Here is a 14,766-nt window from a genome sequence, read left to right on the forward strand (position 1 = left end):
GTACGACCTCTCCCGTGACGTGATCTTCACCGAAGCCTATGTTTGGCGGCGCGCGGCCGGGAAGGAGTGCCGTCGGCCGAGCGCCACCGTGGCGAGGGCGGCCACCATCAGCGGCAGCGCGGTCCAGGGCAGGGACCGGGCGCCCGCGTTCTCCAGGACGACACCGCCGGTGAGCGAACCCGCCGCGATGCCCGCGTTGTAGACCGTCGTCTGCAGTGCGGTCGCCACGTCAGCCCGGGCCGGACCCGAGGCGTCGACCAGCGCGGTCTGGATCAGCGTCGGCGCCCCGCCGAACGCGGCACCCCACAAGGTGACGGTAACCAGCAGCACGGCAGGGGCGCCGGCCGCCAGACCCAGCGCGAGCATCACGGCCGCGCACAGGGCGAGCGCGCCCAGCAGCGTGGGCCGCAGATGCCGGTCGACGAGCAGCCCGGTGACATAGATCCCGGCGACCGTGGCCGCCCCGAACACCAGCAGCACCAGCCCGGTCCGGCCGAACCCGGCGTACGCCGCGAACGGGGCGACGTACGTGTACATCACCTGGTGCCCCAGCAGCAGGCACAAGGTCACAGTCAAGATCGCCGGAATGCCCGGCAGCACCGCTACCCGCCCGAGCGGCAGCCGGGTGCCCGGCGCCTCACCCGGGAAGTCGGGCACCCGCCACCGCACCCACCCCGCCAGCAGCAGCGCGATCCCGGCCAGCGCTCCGAACGCCGTGCGCCAGCCGAGCGCCTCGGCCATCGCCGTCCCGGCGGGGACGCCGAGCGACAGCGCGAGCGTGATCCCGGCGAGCACGATCGCGATCGCCCGCCCACGCCGCTCGGCCGGCACCATCCGGGCCGCGTACCCGACGAGCATCGCCCACAGGGTGCCGCCCATCACCCCGGCCACGAGCCGTGCCGCGAACGTAAGGGCGTACGACGACGACAGCGCCACCACGGCGTTGCCGCACGCGAAGCCGAGGAGCGCGCCCATGAGCACCGGCCGTCGCGGGAGCCCGCGCAACAGCGTGGTGAGTGGGATGGCGGCGGCGAAGGAGGCGAGCGCGTAGGCGGTGACGAGGTATCCGACGCGTGCCTCGGTGACTCCCAGCGCCGGTGCCATACGGGGGAGCAGCCCCGCCGGGAGCAGTTCGGTCAGGACGGCGGTGAAGGCGGCCGTGGACAGGGCGAGCAGCCCGGACCAGGGCAGGGACGCGGGCACGGCTGTGCCCTTGACCAGGGATGCGGTGGACATGCGACCATGCTCGGACCTTCACATCAGTGTGAAGGCAAGGGCGGTCTCTGGAGAGAGCCAATGAGGATCGGAGAGCTGTCCCGCCGCACCGGCGTCCCCACCCGACTGCTGCGGTACTACGAGGAACAAGACCTCCTGCACCCCGAGCGCACCGAGAACGGTTACCGCGACTACGGCGAACCGGCCGTCCAGGACGTCCAGCAGATCCGCGGGCTGCTGGACTCAGGCCTGACCACGGAGATGATCCGCGCGATCCTGCCGTACCTCTCCGGACCCGACGAGATCCTGCTGCCCTCCGCCTGTCTCACCCCCGAGACCGCCGCGCTGCTGCGCGGCCACATCGACCGCATCCAGGCCCGGATCGACTGCCTGGCCCGCAACCGTGACCGGCTGAGCGCGTATCTGGACGCGGTGAACGGGATGTCGGCCGTATCGAAGCGCTAAAGCTGTTGCCACGAGGGCACCCCGGTGCTGGAGTGAACACATGGATCATGTTGGTGTGCTCGCCCTGTTCGACCGGGACATGCGTGAAGGTGCCCAGCCGGACACTCCCGACGCCCGGATCGAGCGCGCCGGACGCGTGGTGCGCCAGGTGTCCTCGCCGCAGGGCTGGAACGGCGTCGTGTGGTCCGACCTGGACGAGGCGAGCGCGGACGCGGCGATCGCCGACCAGATCGCCTACTTCTCCGGCCTCGGCCGCGAGTTCGAGTGGAAGCTCTACGGCCACGACCTGCCCGTCGACCTCGGACAGCGGCTCAGGGACGCCGGGTTCACGGCCCAGCCGGAGGAGACACTCATGATCGGCGAGGTCGCCGATCTGACCCTCGACGCCGAACCGCCCGAGGGCATCCGCATCCTTCCCGTGACCGACCGGGCCGGCGTCGACCTCGTGGCGGACGTGCATGAGAAGGCCTTCGGCACGGACGGCTCCCGGATGCGGCACCAGTTGCTCGCCCGGCTCACCGACGACCCCGATTCGGTCGTCGCCGTGGTCGCCCTCGCCGGTGACACGCCGGTGAGCGCGGCCCGGATGGAGATGGTGCCGGGCAACCGGTTCGCCGGGCTGTGGGGCGGCGGCACCGTCGAGGAGTGGCGCGGCCGTGGCATCTACCGCGCGCTGGTCGCGCACCGGGCGCGGGCCGCCGTGGAGCGTGGCTACCGGTATCTCCAGGTCGACGCCATGAGTCAGAGCCGCCCGATCCTCGAACGGCTGGGCTTCCAGCCGCTGAGCACCACGACGCCGTACGTCTACGTGCCGTAGCGCGCCTCGTGGGTCACGTCAGGCGGTCAGGTCAGGCCGAACGTGTCCGCCAGCGAGTCCATTTGGGCCGTGAGCAGGGTGCCTCCGTCGTGCCCCATGCCGTCGAACTGACCTGACACCTCCAGGCCGACCACCCCGTGCATGTGCGACCAGGCGAGCATGGCACCGGCCAGCGCGGTCCCCTGGTCGACGGCGGGCGCATTCAGGCGTACCCATTCCGAAACCGGTGTGTCCCTGTCGGCCCAGGCTTTCATCTGCGTCACCACGGGTCGTACGGCCGACGACGGTTCGGCCCCGTCGAAGGCGGGCAGGAACGGCCCGAGCACCGCCCGCGCGCTGTCGAGCGTCTCCGGGGGCGCGGTGTATCCAGGGACGGGCGTGCCCTGGATCAGCAGATAGCGGTGCGGCTGCGCGACCGCCCAGTTCCGGCATGCGGTCGCGAGAGCCCGTAGCCGCGCCCGCGCTGAGGTGGTCGCGGGCAGTGCGTCCGCGGCCTCGGTGACGGCGGCGGCCAGATCGGCGTACGCGTCCCGGATCAGGTCGGTGAGCAGCGCGTCCCGGCTGTCGAAGTAGCGGTAGAGGGCCGGTCCCGACAGCCCCACCTCCTTGGCGATCCGCGTCAGCGCAACGGCCCCCGTACCGCCGTCGGCCAGCTGCCGGAGCGCGATCTCCTTGATCTCCGCCCGCGTCTGCTCGCGATAACGCGCCCTCGGGCTCTGTGTGCTCCCGGCCATGGCCGACTCCCTTCTCGATGTCGCGACACACCTTAACGAAGGGCCGAGTGTCCCACGCTTGTGATGGACTCTCGTAAGAGTTATAGTCTCTAACAGAAGTGATGGTGAGTTACGAAGAGAAGAGGTCAATCATGTCCGGTACTCAGGAGTCCCGCACCCTGCACGCAGTCCTCGGCTCCGGCCCCGCCGGAACCGCGCTCGCCCGCGAGCTGGTACGCCGCGGCCACTCCGTGCGTCTCGTCGACCGCAAGGGCGACGGACCCGCGATCGAAGGGGTCGAGCGGTACGCCGCCGACGTCAGCACGGCCGACGGAGCGCGCGAGGCGATCGCCGGTGCCGCTGTCGTGTACCACTGCGTCAATGTCGGCTACCACCTCCAGGTCGAGGTCATGCCCCGCGTCCAGGACGCCGTCCTCGGTGCCGTCGAAGCCTCCGGTGCGCGGCTGGTCGTACTCGACACGCTGTATCCGTACGGCGAGACCGGGGGAGCGGTGATGACCGAGGACACCCCGTGGAAGGCGACGACCCGTAAGGGCCGGATGCGTGCCGAACTCGACGAGAAGTACCTCGCCGCGCACCGCGAGGGCCGGGCCAGGGTGGTTCTCGGGCGATCCGCCGACTTCGTCGGACCTGGTGTGATCGGCTCCTCCCTCGGTGGAGCGGTGTTCCCCGCGGCGCTCAACGGCGGTGAGGTTCCCGGGCTCGGGGACATCGACTTGCCGCACAGTTACACGAGCATCGCCGACGTCGCCGCGGGCCTCGCGACCCTGGGCGAGCACCCCGAGGGAGACGGCCGTGCCTGGCATCTGCCCACGGCGCCCGCCGTCAGCACCCGCGAGATCCTCACCATGATCGAGCAGCGGGTGGGCCACCCGCTGAACATCGTGACGGTCGACGAGCCCCGACCCTTCGGCCCGTTCGACGAGGAGTTCATGGCCGAGTACGCGGAGATGTTCTACCAGCACACCGAGCCCCAGATCATGGACTCCTCCGCCTTCGAGCAGGCCTTCGGTGCGGCTCCTGCGCCGATCGAGGAGACGGTGGATGCCACGGTGACCTGGTACCGGGAGTGGCTCGCGAGCCAGTGAGACGCGAGTCGCCGACGGCCGTGTTCGTCCTCCGCCGCGGACGTACAAGAGCGCGTCGTTGCGTGGGACGCGGCTACGGCAGCCTCAAGAAGCAGCCGCGTCCCGACACTGTTCTCCCTGCCCGGGTCCGGCCCTCAGCGGCGGACCTTCGACCGGTCCAGGGCGGCCACGCCGACCGCTGCCAGACCGATCTGGATGAGCCACTCGATCCAGTCGACGCCGTCCGTGTCGGCCACGTCGAACGCGTTCGCGATCGCCGAACCGATCAGTGCGGCCGCGATGCCGACGAGGATCGTCCACAGGATTCCTATGCGCTGGCGACCCGGGACGACCAGCCGCCCCAGGACACCAATGATGATGCCGATGACAATGGCACTGATGATGCCCGAGATCTCCATTTCCGCCCCTCTTTGTCGGGACCCCCGTTGCTGACCAAGTGCCCGCTGGAGGCGGAGACAGTCCGGGTTGGCGTCACGAAGCCTGGGGCGTGGTGTCCGGGGTCGGCGTCGGGTCCGGTGCCGGGGTCTGGTCGACCCACGACGTCAGCTGACCGTCCGGCTGCAGAGCGACATACAGGCCGTTGTTCTGGCCGTACGCGGCGCGTCCCTTGGTGACGAGGGTGTCGATCTTCGTGCCGTCGGCGAATATCTCGGCCTCGTAGTGGCCGGGCGAGAGCTGGTAGACCTTCGCCGTGGAAGTCCCGTCCGCCAGCGTCGCGTTGGCGACCAGGACGCGCTTGACGACCGGCTTGGGATTCGGTTCGGCCCGCTCGACCCAGGAGGTGACCTTGCCGTTCGGGTGGAGCGTGACGTGCAGGCCGTTGTGCTGGGCGTGGGCGGGCGGGGCGGCCTTGCCGTTGGTGTACAGAGTTCCGTACTTGACGCCCTTGGCCCAGATCTCCGCTTCGTAGCGGTGCTTGCCGGTGGTGAAGACCTTCGCCCGGGAGACCTTGTCCGCGAGCTTCACCGTCTTCACCGGGACGCGCTTCGTCCTGCCGTGGTCGGTCGCATGCGCGGAGGACGCGATGTTCCCGGTCGGTGACGCGGGGAGGGCGACGGCGCCCGCGGCCGGGAGGCCCAGTGCGGCGGTGACGCCGGCGGCGATGAGGGCGGTGCGCGGGGTGCGGGGAGCACGCATCAGAGAGCTGTCCTTCGGTGGTCGGTCATCCGGGAAGTGGCGCCGCATGGGGGCGACGACCTGTTCGACGTTACGGACCGTGCATCAAGGCACCCCATACGTCGTGTAACAGTCATCCGGCGTACAACGGGAGAAATGCCGGATAATTTGCTGCTCAACGGTCCACTGGCCGCAAGATTCAGCCCGCTGTTCGGCCGACCGTTGACATGCAGGCACTTGGCTGCATAACTTTGAGTGTGCGATCAGAGAGCGACCCCGCGATGGACCGGGTTTTCAAGGCGCTGGCCGACGACACGCGCAGGCGGCTGCTGGACCGGCTGCACGAGGACAACGGGCTCACGCTCGGCGAACTGTGCGAGCGCATCGACATGCGGCGTCAGTCGGTGACCCAGCATCTGGCCGTCCTGGAGGCCGCGAACCTGATCAGCACGGTGCGGCGGGGGCGGGAGAAGCTGCACTACCTCAATCCGGTCCCGCTCCATGAGATCCAGGAGCGGTGGATCGACAAGTTCGAGCGCCCGCGCCTGCGTGCGCTGGGCGCCCTGAAGCGACGAGCCGAGGAAGCCATGACCGACAAGCCCAGCTATGTGTACGTCATCTACATCGAAAGCACGCCCGAGAAGGTCTGGGACGCCCTCACCGACGCCGACCTGACCGGCGCCTACTGGGGCCACCGTAACGAGTCCGACTGGCAGCCCGGCTCCCGCTGGGCCCATGTCCGCACCGATGGCTCGGGCATCGCCGACGTCGTCGGCAAGGTCGTCGAGAGCGACCGCCCGCGCCGCCTGATCACCAGCTGGGGCGATCCCGAGAAGGAGGGGCAGGAGGACACCTACTCCCGGGTCACCTTCGACATCCAGCCGCACGCGGACATCGTCAAGCTCACCGTCACCCACGAGGACCTCGCCGACGAGGGCGAGCTGGCCGACGTGTCCTCCGGCTGGCCGGCGGTCCTGTCCAACCTCAAGTCGCTCCTGGAGACCGGCAGCCCGCTGCCGCAGGAGCCCTGGTCGGTGCCCGGCGGTCGCTGAAAGGGCAGCGGAGGGCCGGTCCGCGTGACGCGGACCGGCCGGATACTCGTTCCTTCCTTGCGGTGTCTACGGCCTTGGGGCGCTCCTCGCCGCCGTACCGGCGCACATCAGCCCTAGGATCACGGCCAGGGCGCCGATGATGATGTTGTTCCACACGACGCCGGCATCGGGGCTGTCGCCGACGATCCACGGTGAGATGATCATCCACGCGCCGAGCGCGCAGAAGGCCCAGCTCAGGCCGTACATGCGCTCCGGAGCGCGGGTGAATCCGAGGGCCAGCAGGCCGATCGCGATGCCGATGACGAGGTTGTGGGGCACGAGATCGGGCTGGCTGTTCGTGTAGTGGACTATCCAGGGGGATACAGCGCAGTACAGACCGAGCAGGAACACCGGTCCGTCCACGAGCGCCACATCGCGACCGCCGAGCATACGGGCGTAGCGATCCCGCATTTCGGATGCATCAGGGTGGCTGGTTATGTCACCTCTGGTGGGCGAGACGTTGGCCATGACTCGTCTCCTTTGACTTCGCAGGCCTGACCGCGTCTGGTGCGGTGTGCGGTAAGCGTCGCGTGCATCCATTCTGCGCTTATTTCTTCTTTATGTGTAGTGGTCCGGGCTGTGGCCGCGTCCATGGTCCGCGATACGAGACCCGTCGGGCTTACCTTGACGACGTCGACGAGCGGCTGCCACGATCGAGGGCATGATGATGCGACTGGACCTCACGCGGCGGCGCCATGTCGACCTCGCGCGCGTCTCCAGCGCCTCCTGTTGCGCCGCCGCCTGATCAGCTCTCCGCGATCCGCCGCGCTTTCTCCCTTTCTCGCCTGAATTCTCCGTTTCCGTGCACTCATTGAATTAGGTGTGCCCGAAAGCATTCCGCAACCGGAGTTCCCCGTCGCCGGAACCTGGTTCCGCCCCCAACTCCCTCAATTTTCACCGCTGATCGGAGATCCCCGGTGCCCCTCACCTTCCACTGGTTCCTGCCCACCAACGGCGACAGCCGGCATGTCGTCGGCGGCGGCCACGGCTCTCCCGCCACCGCATCCGGACGGGACCGGCCGCCGACCGTCGGCTATCTGAGCCAGATCGCCCGCGCCGCCGAGGACTTGGGCTTCGTGGGTGCGCTCACGCCGACCGGCGCCTGGTGCGAGGACGCCTGGCTGACCACCGCGATGGTCAGCCAGAACACCGAGCGCCTGAAATTCCTGGTGGCCTTCCGGCCCGGCTTCGTCTCGCCCACGCTCGCCGCGCAGATGGCGTCCACCTTCCAGCGGCAGAGCGGCGGACGGCTGCTCCTCAACGTCGTCACCGGCGGCGAGAGTCAGGAGCAGCGGGCCTACGGCGACTTCCTCGACAAGGACGCCCGTTATCGCCGTACGGGTGAATTCCTGCAGATCGTACGGGAGTTGTGGGACGGCAAGACCGTCGACCTGAACGGCGAGTTCCTTCGGGTCGAGGACGCCACGCTGGCTCGCGTGCCGGATCCCGTTCCCGAGGTGTACTTCGGCGGCTCCTCACCCATCGCCGGCGAGATCGCGGCCCGGCACGCCGACGTGTACCTCACCTGGGGCGAGCCGCCCGCCCAGGTCGCCGAGAAGATCGCCTGGATCAGGGGACTGGCCGCCGAGCAGGGACGCACACTGCGCTTCGGTATCCGGCTGCACGTCATCACCCGTGACACCTCCACGCAGGCGTGGGCGGAGGCGAACCGGCTTTTGGAGGGCTTCGACGCGGACACCGTACGGGCCGTCCAGGCCGGGCTGGGCCGCAGCGAGTCCGAAGGGCAGCAGCGGATGCTCGCCCTGCACGGCGGCAGCCGGGACGGTCTGGAGATCCACCCCAACCTGTGGGCCGGGATCGGGCTCGTGCGCGGCGGCGCGGGTACCGCCTTGGTCGGCAGCCACGACGAGGTCGCCGCGCGCATCGAGGAGTACCACGCCCTCGGCATCGACGAGTTCGTCCTCTCCGGCTATCCGCACCTGGAGGAGGCGTACTGGTTCGGCGAGGGCGTCCTGCCCCGGCTCGCCGGGCGGGGGCTGTGGCGGCATCCGTACGGAGAGCAGGCGGACTCCTCGGCGCAGGTTCCGTTCGCGAGCTGAACCTCAGCCGGGCCGAATCTCAGCCGGACAGCCGGTCGAGGTGCGCTCTGCGCACCCCGGCCGTCTGCCCCTGCACCAGCAGGAACATCCCCTCGCGCGCGAGCCGTTGGGCCGGGCTGCGCAGGTCCATGGCGCGTCCGCCTCCGGCGACGATCGCGGCGGTCGTCGCGGCGCGCATCAGGTCGTACGCCCGTGTCTTGAGGGCCAGCCGTTCCTCGATGTGCTCGTGGGGCACGGGGTGGTCGGCGAGGGCGTACGCCTGGGCACGGACCTCGTCGAGGTGGGCGCGCAGGGATGACGCCGTCTCCTTCGCCTCCGTATCCGCGTCGAGCAGGGCGAGCGCCGCGTACGCGATTCCGAAGACGGCCGGGTTGGTGTTGGTGGCGCGGGGCAGGTCGATCCGCGCGAACTTCTCGTGCGGCGTGCGCAGTACCACCGCCTCGTCGGGCAGCCACAGCCCGGTCAGCCGCAACGACACGGTGCGGGCGGCGGTGAGTGCCGCGAGCCGCATCGGCTCCGACGGGCGCAGCCCCGGCTGCTCGCGTGCCTCGGTGAACGCGAACACCACGTCGCCCGCGTCCGTGACACCGGCGAGCAGCATCACGTCGTTGAGACCCCAACCGGTGTACCAGGGCACGGTGCCGTCGAAGCGCCAGCCGCCGCGCTCGGCGGTCGCCCGTACCGGGATCCGCGGGAAGGCGCGGACGTGCGCGTAGGCGATCCCGGCGAGCAGCTCACCGGTCGCCAGTGGGCTGAGCAGCCGCTCCCGGACGGGCAGTCGGGAGTCGGCCAGGAGCTTCACCGGCGTGTAGTGCTGGGTCTGCACGAACCAGGTCGAGCAGCACGCCCCGGCCAGGATCTCCGCGGTCTCCCGGGCCACCGCGGCGGGCGCGGCCGAGCCGCCGTACTGCTCGGGCGCGCTCACCCCGAGCAGCCCGGACCGCCTGACCGCCTCGATGTGGCTCACCGGCACGCCCTCCCGGTCGACGCGCTCCGCCTGAGGCGCCAGGACCTCGGCGGCGAGCTGTCGGGCACGGGCGACGAGCGGGTGGGGTGTGGTGGTCATGGACAAGATTCTTCCGGTGTCGTGGCGCGGGGTGTCGATCGGGGGCGCTTCCGTTCGTGTAGGAGGTGAGAGAACGCGACGACGCCTGGGAGGCCGTCATGAAGTACTACCTGCTCAGCGTGATGCAGCCCGTCGGGGAGCCGCCCGCCCCGGAGATCCTCGCCGAGATCGGCAAGAGGCTCGATGTCTTCCACCAGGAGCTGCACGAGGCGGGCGCCTGGGTGTTCGCCGGGGGACTGCACGGCCCGGAGTCCTCCACCGTGCTGCGGCCCCGCGACGGCGACGTCCTGGTCACCGACGGGCCGTACGCCGAGGGCAAGGAGATGCTCGGCGGCATCTGTCTGATCAAGGCGCCCGACCTGGATGTGGCGCTGGAATGGGGGCGCAAGGCGGCGCTGGCGACCACGCTGCCGATCGAGGTGCGCCCCTTCATGCACGAAGCCGAGGCCTGATGGCTCCTGACGTAGAGGCCGTCTTCCGCGCGGAGTACGGCCGCGCGGTCTCCGTCCTCGTCCGCTTCCTCGGCGACATCGACCTCGCCGAGGAAGCGGTCCAGGACGCGTTCACCACGGCCGTACAGCGCTGGCCGGAGGCGGGCGTCCCGCCCAGCCCCGCCGGGTGGATCATCACCACCGCCCGCAACCGGGCGATCGACCGGCTGCGCCGCGAGTCCTCCAGGGATGTCCGCCACGCCGAGGCCGCCCTGCTGCATGCCCCCGACACACCGGCCGAGGAGGGACCCGTGCGCGATGACCGGCTCCGCCTCATCTTCACCTGCTGCCACCCGGCGCTGGCGCTCCCGGCGCAGGTCGCCCTCACGCTCCGGCTGCTCGGTGGGCTCAGCACCGACCGGATCGCCCGCGCCTTCCTCGTCCCCGAGCCGACCATGGCCCAGCGCCTGGTCCGCGCCAAGGCGAAGATCCGGGACGCCCGGATCCCGTACCGAGTGCCCCGCGACGCCGACCTTCCCGATCGCCTGAAGGGCGTTCTGGCCGTCGTCTACCTGATCTTCAACGAGGGCTACGAGGGTTCACCCGAGCTGTGCGCCGAGGCCGTACGTCTGGGCCGGCTGCTGACCGAGCTGATGCCGGACGAGCCCGAGGTCACCGGCCTGCTCGCCCTGATGCTGCTGATCGAGTCGCGCCGGGCCGCCCGGCAGGACGAAGCCGGTGCGCTGGTGCCGCTGCCCGAGCAGGACCACACACGCTGGGACCGTGACCTGATCACGGAGGGACAGGCACTTGTCCGCCGCTGTCTGCGCCGGAACCAGCCGGGTCCTTACCAGATCCAGGCCGCCATCCAGGCCGTGCACAGCGACGCGCCCACCGCCGACGGCACCGACTGGAGCCAGATCCTGCAGCTCTACGACCAGCTGATGGCGCTGGCCCCCAGCCCGGTCGTGGCCCTCAACCGAGCCGTCGCGGTCGCCGAGGTGACCGGCCCCGCGGCGGCACTCGCCCTCGTCGACACCCTTGACCTGGAGCGCTACCGCGTCTTCCACGCCGTACGCGCCGACCTGCTGCGCCGCCTGGACCGCACCGCCGAAGCGCTCGCCGCGTACGAAGCGGCGATCGCGCTCAGCGAGAACCCGGCCGAACGCGCCTACCTGGAACGCGTCCGGCGGGCCCTGTGATCACACGCTCAACGCCTCCCGCACCGACGCCTCCGCCTCCTTGCCGCCCTCGCCGGACGAGGTGACACGCCCCGCCTCCAGGACGTAGTACCGCTGCGCCGCCCGCATCGCGAAGCCGACGTGCTGCTCGACCAGCAGCACCGACAGCCCGCCCCGAGCAGCCAGCGCCAGGATCGTCTCCTCGATCTCCGCGACCACCGACGGCTGGATGCCCTCGGTCGGCTCGTCGAGGAGCAGGATCCGAGGCTCCGTCACCAGGGCGCGAGCGATGGCCAGTTGCTGCCGCTGACCGCCCGACAGCAGACCCGCGCGACGGTTCGACAGGGTGCGCAGTGCCGGGAACAGATCCAGCGCCTCGGCAACCGCTGCCTTCCCGCGCTTGCGTCCGTCCGCGACCAACTGGAGGTTCTCCGCGGTCGTCAGATGCGGGAACGCCTGCTGGCCCTGCGGGACGTACGCCATCCCGCGCGCGACCCGCTCGTGCGGCTTGCGGCGCGTGATGTCCTCGCCGTCGAGCCGGACCGTGCCGCTGACGGGGGTCAGCAGTCCGACCGCCGTACGCAGCAGCGTGCTCTTGCCCGCGCCGTTGTGCCCGAGCACGGCGGCCACACCGTCCTTCGGGACCTGCACGGAGACGCCGTGCAGGACGGTGCTGCGGTGGTAGCCGACGCGGACGTCGTCGATCTCGAGCATCACGCCTCCTGTACGACGGCGGCGGCGTCCTCGGTCGCCTTGTGCCCGAGGTACACCTCCTGCACCTTGGGATCGGCCTGCACTTCGGCCACCGTGCCCTCGCTGAGCACCTTGCCGGCGTGCAGCACGCTCACGCTGCGCGCGAAGGACCGCATGAAGTCCATGTCGTGCTCGATGACGACGACGGTCCGCTCCTCGCTGATCTGCTCCAACAGCTCGCCGGTGGCCTGCCGTTCGTCGTGACTCATCCCGGCGACCGGCTCGTCCAGCAGCAGTAGGCGTACGTTCTGCACGAGCAGCATGCCGATCTCCAGCCACTGCTTCTGCCCGTGTGCGAGCGTCCCGGCGGGGGAGTCCGCGAGGTCGGCGAGCCCGACCGTCTCCAGTGCCCGCGCGACGGACTCCGGTACGTCCTTGCGGCGGCGCAGCATGGTCCACACGCTGCGGCCCGCGCCCGCCGCGATGTCCAGGTTCTGCAGCACCGTCAACTCCTCGAAGACGGTGGCCGTCTGAAACGTACGGCCGATGCCCGACCGGGCGATCCTGTGCACGCTCCGTCCCAGCAGTTCCTGGCCGCCGAAGAGCACCGAGCCCTCTGCCCTCACCAGTCCGGTGACGGCGTCGACGAGTGTCGTCTTGCCCGCGCCGTTCGGCCCGATGAGAAACCGCAGATCGCCCGGCCGCACGTCCAGGTCCACGCCGTCCACGGCGGTGAACCCGTCGAAGGACACCCGCAGTTGACGTATCTCAAGTCCTGACAGCTCGCTCATGCTGTTTCTCCCACAGGAAGGGCGGGCGTCTGCTGGACAGCTCTGCGGCGCCGTCGCACGATGCCCGCCAGTGAGGCGAGACCGCCCGGCAGGAACGCCAGCGCCACGATGAACAGCAGCCCCTGGAAGTAGGTCCAGGCCGCCGGGAACTCCTCCGACAGCGCCGTCTTGGCCCAGGCCACACCGACCGCGCCGAGCACCGCGCCGACCAGACTGGCCCGGCCGCCCACCGCCGCGCCGATCACGAACTCGATGGACGGGACGATGCCGATCATCGCGGGCGAGATGATGCCGACGGCTGGGACGAACAGGGCGCCCGCGAGGCCCGCCATTCCGGCCGCGACGACGTACGCGACGAGCTTCACGTTCGCCGGGTTGTACCCGAGGAAGCGCACCCGCTCCTCCGAGTCGCGTACGGCGACGAGGAGTTCGCCGTACCGGCTGTGGATCAGCTGGCGGGCGATCGCGATCAGGGCGAGCAGACAGGCGGCGATGATGAAGTACACGGTCCGCTGGTTGAGCGGGTCGTCGAGGTCGTAGCCGAAGAAGCCCTGGATGTCGGTGAGTCCGTTGGTGCCGCCGGTCGTGGCCTGCTGGCCGATCAGCCAGATGGCGAAGGCGGCGGCGAGGGCCTGGCTGAGGATCGCGAAGTAGGCGCCCTTCACCCGGCGGCGGAAGATGAACAGGCCCAGGATCGCCGCGACGGCCATCGGCAGCAGCACGGTCGCGGCGAGCGCGAAGACGGGGTTCGCGAACGGCTGCCACCACCAGGGCAGTTCGGTCGCGGTGCCGTACAGCGCCATGAAGTCGGGCAGGTTGCCCGGCCCGGCGTCGGCGATCTTCAGATGCATCGCCATGGCGTAGCCGCCGAGTCCGAAGAAGACACCCTGGCCGAGCGTGAGCAGGCCGCCGCGGCCCCAGGCCAGGCAGATGCCGACGGCGACCATCGCCGTGCACAGGTATTTGGCGAGCAGGTCGAGCCGGAAGTCGGAGAGGGCGAGCGGGGCGACGGCGAAGAGCAGCAGGGCCGCGCCCGCGAATCCGGCCCATGTACGGGCGCGCCCGTTGAGAACGGTCATACGAGACTCCTCGTCCGCAGTGTGTACAGCCCCTGGGGCCGCCACTGGAGGAACGCGACGATGGCGACGAGCACCAGCACCTTGGCGACGCTCACGGTGGTGGAGTACTCCAGCGCCGACTGCAGCGCGCCCAGCACGAAGGCGACGATCACGCTGCCCTTGAGCTGTCCGATGCCGCCGACCACGATCACCAGGAAGGCGTCGATGATGATGTTGGTGCCCATCGTCGGCCCGATCGGACCGACCAGCGTCAGCGCCACCCCGGCGACACCCGCGAGCCCGGAGCCGATGAAGAAGGCCGTGCGGTCGACGCGGGACGTCGAGATGCCGGACACCTCCGCGAGGTCCCGGTTCTGCACGACGGCCCTGATCCGGCGGCCCAGCGGCGTCAGCCGCAACGTCAGCGACAGCGCGACCACCGCCGCGATCGCCAACGCCAGAATGAACAGGCGGCTGTTGGCGAAGGTGAGCGGATCGTCGCCGCCGATGACCGTGATGTTGCCGGTCAGCCAGTCCGGCGCACGGGTCTGCACATTCGGCGCGCCGAAAATGTCACGGGCGAGCTGCTGAAGCATCAGCGAGACACCCCAGGTGACGAGAAGCGTGTCAAGTGGCCGCAGATACAGGCGGCGTATCAGCAGCCATTCCAGCAGGGCACCGAGCGCTCCCGAGACGAGAAATGCGACGGGCAGCGCGACCAGCAGCGAAATACCCGCACTGGAAATGGACTTCTGCAGGACATACGTGGTGTAGGCGCCCGCCATGATGAACTCGCCGTGGGCCATGTTGATGACGTTCATCTGGCCGAAGGTGAGCGACAGGCCGAGCGCGATGAGCAGCAGGACGGCACCGATGCTGATGCCGGTGAAGGTCTGACCGAGGATCACGGTCATACGGCGGCTCCGGGAGACGGCGGCCGTGGGCCCCGGAGGGCCCACG

18 protein-coding genes are annotated in these 14,766 nt (G+C 70.0%); 8 read left to right on the forward strand and 10 right to left on the reverse strand.

What is annotated here, in order from left to right; translation table 11 throughout:
• Positions 1–36 precede the first annotated feature (36 nt).
• Positions 37–1,236: an MFS transporter gene (locus tag ACTWQO_RS11220; protein ID WP_443237068.1), complete on the reverse strand. Its 1,200-nt coding sequence runs from the start codon at positions 1,234–1,236 to the stop codon at positions 37–39.
• 60 nt (positions 1,237–1,296) lie between these two features.
• Here ACTWQO_RS11220 and ACTWQO_RS11225 point away from each other — a divergent pair, with 60 nt between their 5' ends.
• Entirely contained in the window at positions 1,297–1,680 is a 384-nt protein-coding gene (locus ACTWQO_RS11225; RefSeq protein WP_443237069.1) for a MerR family transcriptional regulator, read from the forward strand.
• A 40-nt stretch (positions 1,681–1,720) separates the two neighbouring features.
• Complete coding sequence (locus ACTWQO_RS11230; protein ID WP_443237070.1) at positions 1,721–2,497, forward strand: GNAT family N-acetyltransferase; 777 nt, start codon at positions 1,721–1,723, stop codon at positions 2,495–2,497.
• 26 nt (positions 2,498–2,523) lie between these two features.
• On the opposite strand, the gene ACTWQO_RS11235 is transcribed toward ACTWQO_RS11230, so the two are convergent.
• Positions 2,524–3,231, reverse strand: coding sequence for a TetR/AcrR family transcriptional regulator (locus tag ACTWQO_RS11235; protein ID WP_443237071.1), 708 nt, complete (start codon positions 3,229–3,231; stop codon positions 2,524–2,526).
• A gap of 131 nt (positions 3,232–3,362) precedes the next feature.
• Here ACTWQO_RS11235 and ACTWQO_RS11240 point away from each other — a divergent pair, with 131 nt between their 5' ends.
• A complete protein-coding gene (locus tag ACTWQO_RS11240) occupies positions 3,363–4,319 on the forward strand; it encodes an NAD-dependent epimerase/dehydratase family protein (RefSeq protein ID WP_443237072.1) in 957 nt (318 codons plus the stop codon).
• A gap of 134 nt (positions 4,320–4,453) precedes the next feature.
• On the opposite strand, the gene ACTWQO_RS11245 is transcribed toward ACTWQO_RS11240, so the two are convergent.
• Positions 4,454–4,717: a GlsB/YeaQ/YmgE family stress response membrane protein gene (locus ACTWQO_RS11245; protein ID WP_443237073.1), complete on the reverse strand. Its 264-nt coding sequence runs from the start codon at positions 4,715–4,717 to the stop codon at positions 4,454–4,456.
• A 73-nt stretch (positions 4,718–4,790) separates the two neighbouring features.
• Positions 4,791–5,456: a hypothetical protein gene (locus ACTWQO_RS11250; RefSeq protein ID WP_443237074.1), complete on the reverse strand. Its 666-nt coding sequence runs from the start codon at positions 5,454–5,456 to the stop codon at positions 4,791–4,793.
• Between the two features lie 260 nt (positions 5,457–5,716).
• On the opposite strand from ACTWQO_RS11250, the gene ACTWQO_RS11255 reads away from it, so the two are divergent.
• Positions 5,717–6,487, forward strand: coding sequence for an ArsR/SmtB family transcription factor (locus tag ACTWQO_RS11255; protein WP_443237075.1), 771 nt, complete (start codon positions 5,717–5,719; stop codon positions 6,485–6,487).
• A gap of 66 nt (positions 6,488–6,553) precedes the next feature.
• On the opposite strand, the gene ACTWQO_RS11260 is transcribed toward ACTWQO_RS11255, so the two are convergent.
• Positions 6,554–6,994 (reverse strand): SPW repeat protein, encoded by a 441-nt coding sequence (locus ACTWQO_RS11260; protein ID WP_443237076.1) that lies wholly within the window; start codon positions 6,992–6,994, stop codon positions 6,554–6,556.
• A 199-nt stretch (positions 6,995–7,193) separates the two neighbouring features.
• On the opposite strand from ACTWQO_RS11260, the gene ACTWQO_RS11265 reads away from it, so the two are divergent.
• Together ACTWQO_RS11265 and ACTWQO_RS11270 are read left to right on the forward strand one after the other, a co-directional pair.
• Positions 7,194–7,271, forward strand: coding sequence for a putative leader peptide (locus ACTWQO_RS11265; RefSeq protein ID WP_350786652.1), 78 nt, complete (start codon positions 7,194–7,196; stop codon positions 7,269–7,271).
• A gap of 172 nt (positions 7,272–7,443) precedes the next feature.
• The gene (locus ACTWQO_RS11270; RefSeq protein WP_443237077.1) at positions 7,444–8,586 is read left to right on the forward strand and encodes an LLM class flavin-dependent oxidoreductase; all 1,143 of its coding nucleotides are present in this window, start codon (positions 7,444–7,446) and stop codon (positions 8,584–8,586) included.
• Between the two features lie 19 nt (positions 8,587–8,605).
• On the opposite strand, the gene ACTWQO_RS11275 is transcribed toward ACTWQO_RS11270, so the two are convergent.
• Positions 8,606–9,652 carry an acyl-CoA dehydrogenase family protein gene (locus ACTWQO_RS11275; RefSeq protein ID WP_443237078.1) on the reverse strand — a complete coding sequence of 349 codons (1,047 nt, stop codon included), beginning with the start codon at positions 9,650–9,652 and terminating at the stop codon, positions 8,606–8,608.
• A gap of 98 nt (positions 9,653–9,750) precedes the next feature.
• Between ACTWQO_RS11275 and ACTWQO_RS11280 the strand changes: the two genes are divergently transcribed.
• Together ACTWQO_RS11280 and ACTWQO_RS11285 are read left to right on the forward strand one after the other, a co-directional pair.
• Positions 9,751–10,104 carry a YciI family protein gene (locus tag ACTWQO_RS11280; protein WP_443237119.1) on the forward strand — a complete coding sequence of 118 codons (354 nt, stop codon included), beginning with the start codon at positions 9,751–9,753 and terminating at the stop codon, positions 10,102–10,104.
• Positions 10,104–11,285, forward strand: a complete 1,182-nt coding sequence (locus ACTWQO_RS11285) for an RNA polymerase sigma factor (protein WP_443237079.1) — start codon at positions 10,104–10,106, stop codon at positions 11,283–11,285. The genes ACTWQO_RS11280 and ACTWQO_RS11285 overlap by 1 nt, the downstream gene beginning before the upstream one ends.
• Here the strand turns inward: ACTWQO_RS11285 and urtE are convergent, their stop codons facing one another.
• Genes urtE through urtB form a run of 4 tightly spaced genes read right to left on the reverse strand, consistent with a single transcriptional unit; the run spans position 11,286 to position 14,720 of the window.
• The gene (gene urtE, locus ACTWQO_RS11290) at positions 11,286–11,978 is read right to left on the reverse strand and encodes an urea ABC transporter ATP-binding subunit UrtE (RefSeq protein WP_443237080.1); all 693 of its coding nucleotides are present in this window, start codon (positions 11,976–11,978) and stop codon (positions 11,286–11,288) included.
• Entirely contained in the window at positions 11,978–12,748 is a 771-nt protein-coding gene (gene urtD, locus ACTWQO_RS11295; protein ID WP_443237081.1) for an urea ABC transporter ATP-binding protein UrtD, read from the reverse strand. Before urtD ends, urtE begins: the two co-directional genes overlap by 1 nt.
• Positions 12,745–13,827 carry an urea ABC transporter permease subunit UrtC gene (urtC, locus tag ACTWQO_RS11300; protein ID WP_443237082.1) on the reverse strand — a complete coding sequence of 361 codons (1,083 nt, stop codon included), beginning with the start codon at positions 13,825–13,827 and terminating at the stop codon, positions 12,745–12,747. Before urtC ends, urtD begins: the two co-directional genes overlap by 4 nt.
• Positions 13,824–14,720 carry an urea ABC transporter permease subunit UrtB gene (urtB, locus tag ACTWQO_RS11305; protein WP_443237083.1) on the reverse strand — a complete coding sequence of 299 codons (897 nt, stop codon included), beginning with the start codon at positions 14,718–14,720 and terminating at the stop codon, positions 13,824–13,826. Before urtB ends, urtC begins: the two co-directional genes overlap by 4 nt.
• Between the last annotated feature and the right edge of the window lie 46 nt (positions 14,721–14,766).

It is taken from the genome of Streptomyces sp. 4N124 (assembly GCF_052245395.1).
Lineage (GTDB): Bacteria > Actinomycetota > Actinomycetes > Streptomycetales > Streptomycetaceae > Streptomyces.

Bases quoted from the DNA above. Each gene is read 5' to 3' on its own strand.
- ACTWQO_RS11220 (WP_443237068.1), bottom strand. From the start codon at position 1,236: ATGTCCACCGCATCCCTGGTCAAGGGCACAGCCGTGCCCGCGTCCCTG.
- ACTWQO_RS11225 (WP_443237069.1), top strand. From the start codon at position 1,297: ATGAGGATCGGAGAGCTGTCCCGCCGCACCGGCGTCCCCACCCGACTG.
- ACTWQO_RS11230 (WP_443237070.1), top strand. From the start codon at position 1,721: ATGGATCATGTTGGTGTGCTCGCCCTGTTCGACCGGGACATGCGTGAA.
- ACTWQO_RS11235 (WP_443237071.1), bottom strand. From the start codon at position 3,231: ATGGCCGGGAGCACACAGAGCCCGAGGGCGCGTTATCGCGAGCAGACG.
- ACTWQO_RS11240 (WP_443237072.1), top strand. From the start codon at position 3,363: ATGTCCGGTACTCAGGAGTCCCGCACCCTGCACGCAGTCCTCGGCTCC.
- ACTWQO_RS11245 (WP_443237073.1), bottom strand. From the start codon at position 4,717: ATGGAGATCTCGGGCATCATCAGTGCCATTGTCATCGGCATCATCATT.
- ACTWQO_RS11250 (WP_443237074.1), bottom strand. From the start codon at position 5,456: ATGCGTGCTCCCCGCACCCCGCGCACCGCCCTCATCGCCGCCGGCGTC.
- ACTWQO_RS11255 (WP_443237075.1), top strand. From the start codon at position 5,717: ATGGACCGGGTTTTCAAGGCGCTGGCCGACGACACGCGCAGGCGGCTG.
- ACTWQO_RS11260 (WP_443237076.1), bottom strand. From the start codon at position 6,994: ATGGCCAACGTCTCGCCCACCAGAGGTGACATAACCAGCCACCCTGAT.
- ACTWQO_RS11265 (WP_350786652.1), top strand. From the start codon at position 7,194: ATGCGACTGGACCTCACGCGGCGGCGCCATGTCGACCTCGCGCGCGTC.
- ACTWQO_RS11275 (WP_443237078.1), bottom strand. From the start codon at position 9,652: ATGACCACCACACCCCACCCGCTCGTCGCCCGTGCCCGACAGCTCGCC.
- ACTWQO_RS11280 (WP_443237119.1), top strand. From the start codon at position 9,751: ATGAAGTACTACCTGCTCAGCGTGATGCAGCCCGTCGGGGAGCCGCCC.
- ACTWQO_RS11285 (WP_443237079.1), top strand. From the start codon at position 10,104: ATGGCTCCTGACGTAGAGGCCGTCTTCCGCGCGGAGTACGGCCGCGCG.
- urtE (WP_443237080.1), bottom strand. From the start codon at position 11,978: ATGCTCGAGATCGACGACGTCCGCGTCGGCTACCACCGCAGCACCGTC.
- urtD (WP_443237081.1), bottom strand. From the start codon at position 12,748: ATGAGCGAGCTGTCAGGACTTGAGATACGTCAACTGCGGGTGTCCTTC.
- urtC (WP_443237082.1), bottom strand. From the start codon at position 13,827: ATGACCGTTCTCAACGGGCGCGCCCGTACATGGGCCGGATTCGCGGGC.
- urtB (WP_443237083.1), bottom strand. From the start codon at position 14,720: ATGACCGTGATCCTCGGTCAGACCTTCACCGGCATCAGCATCGGTGCC.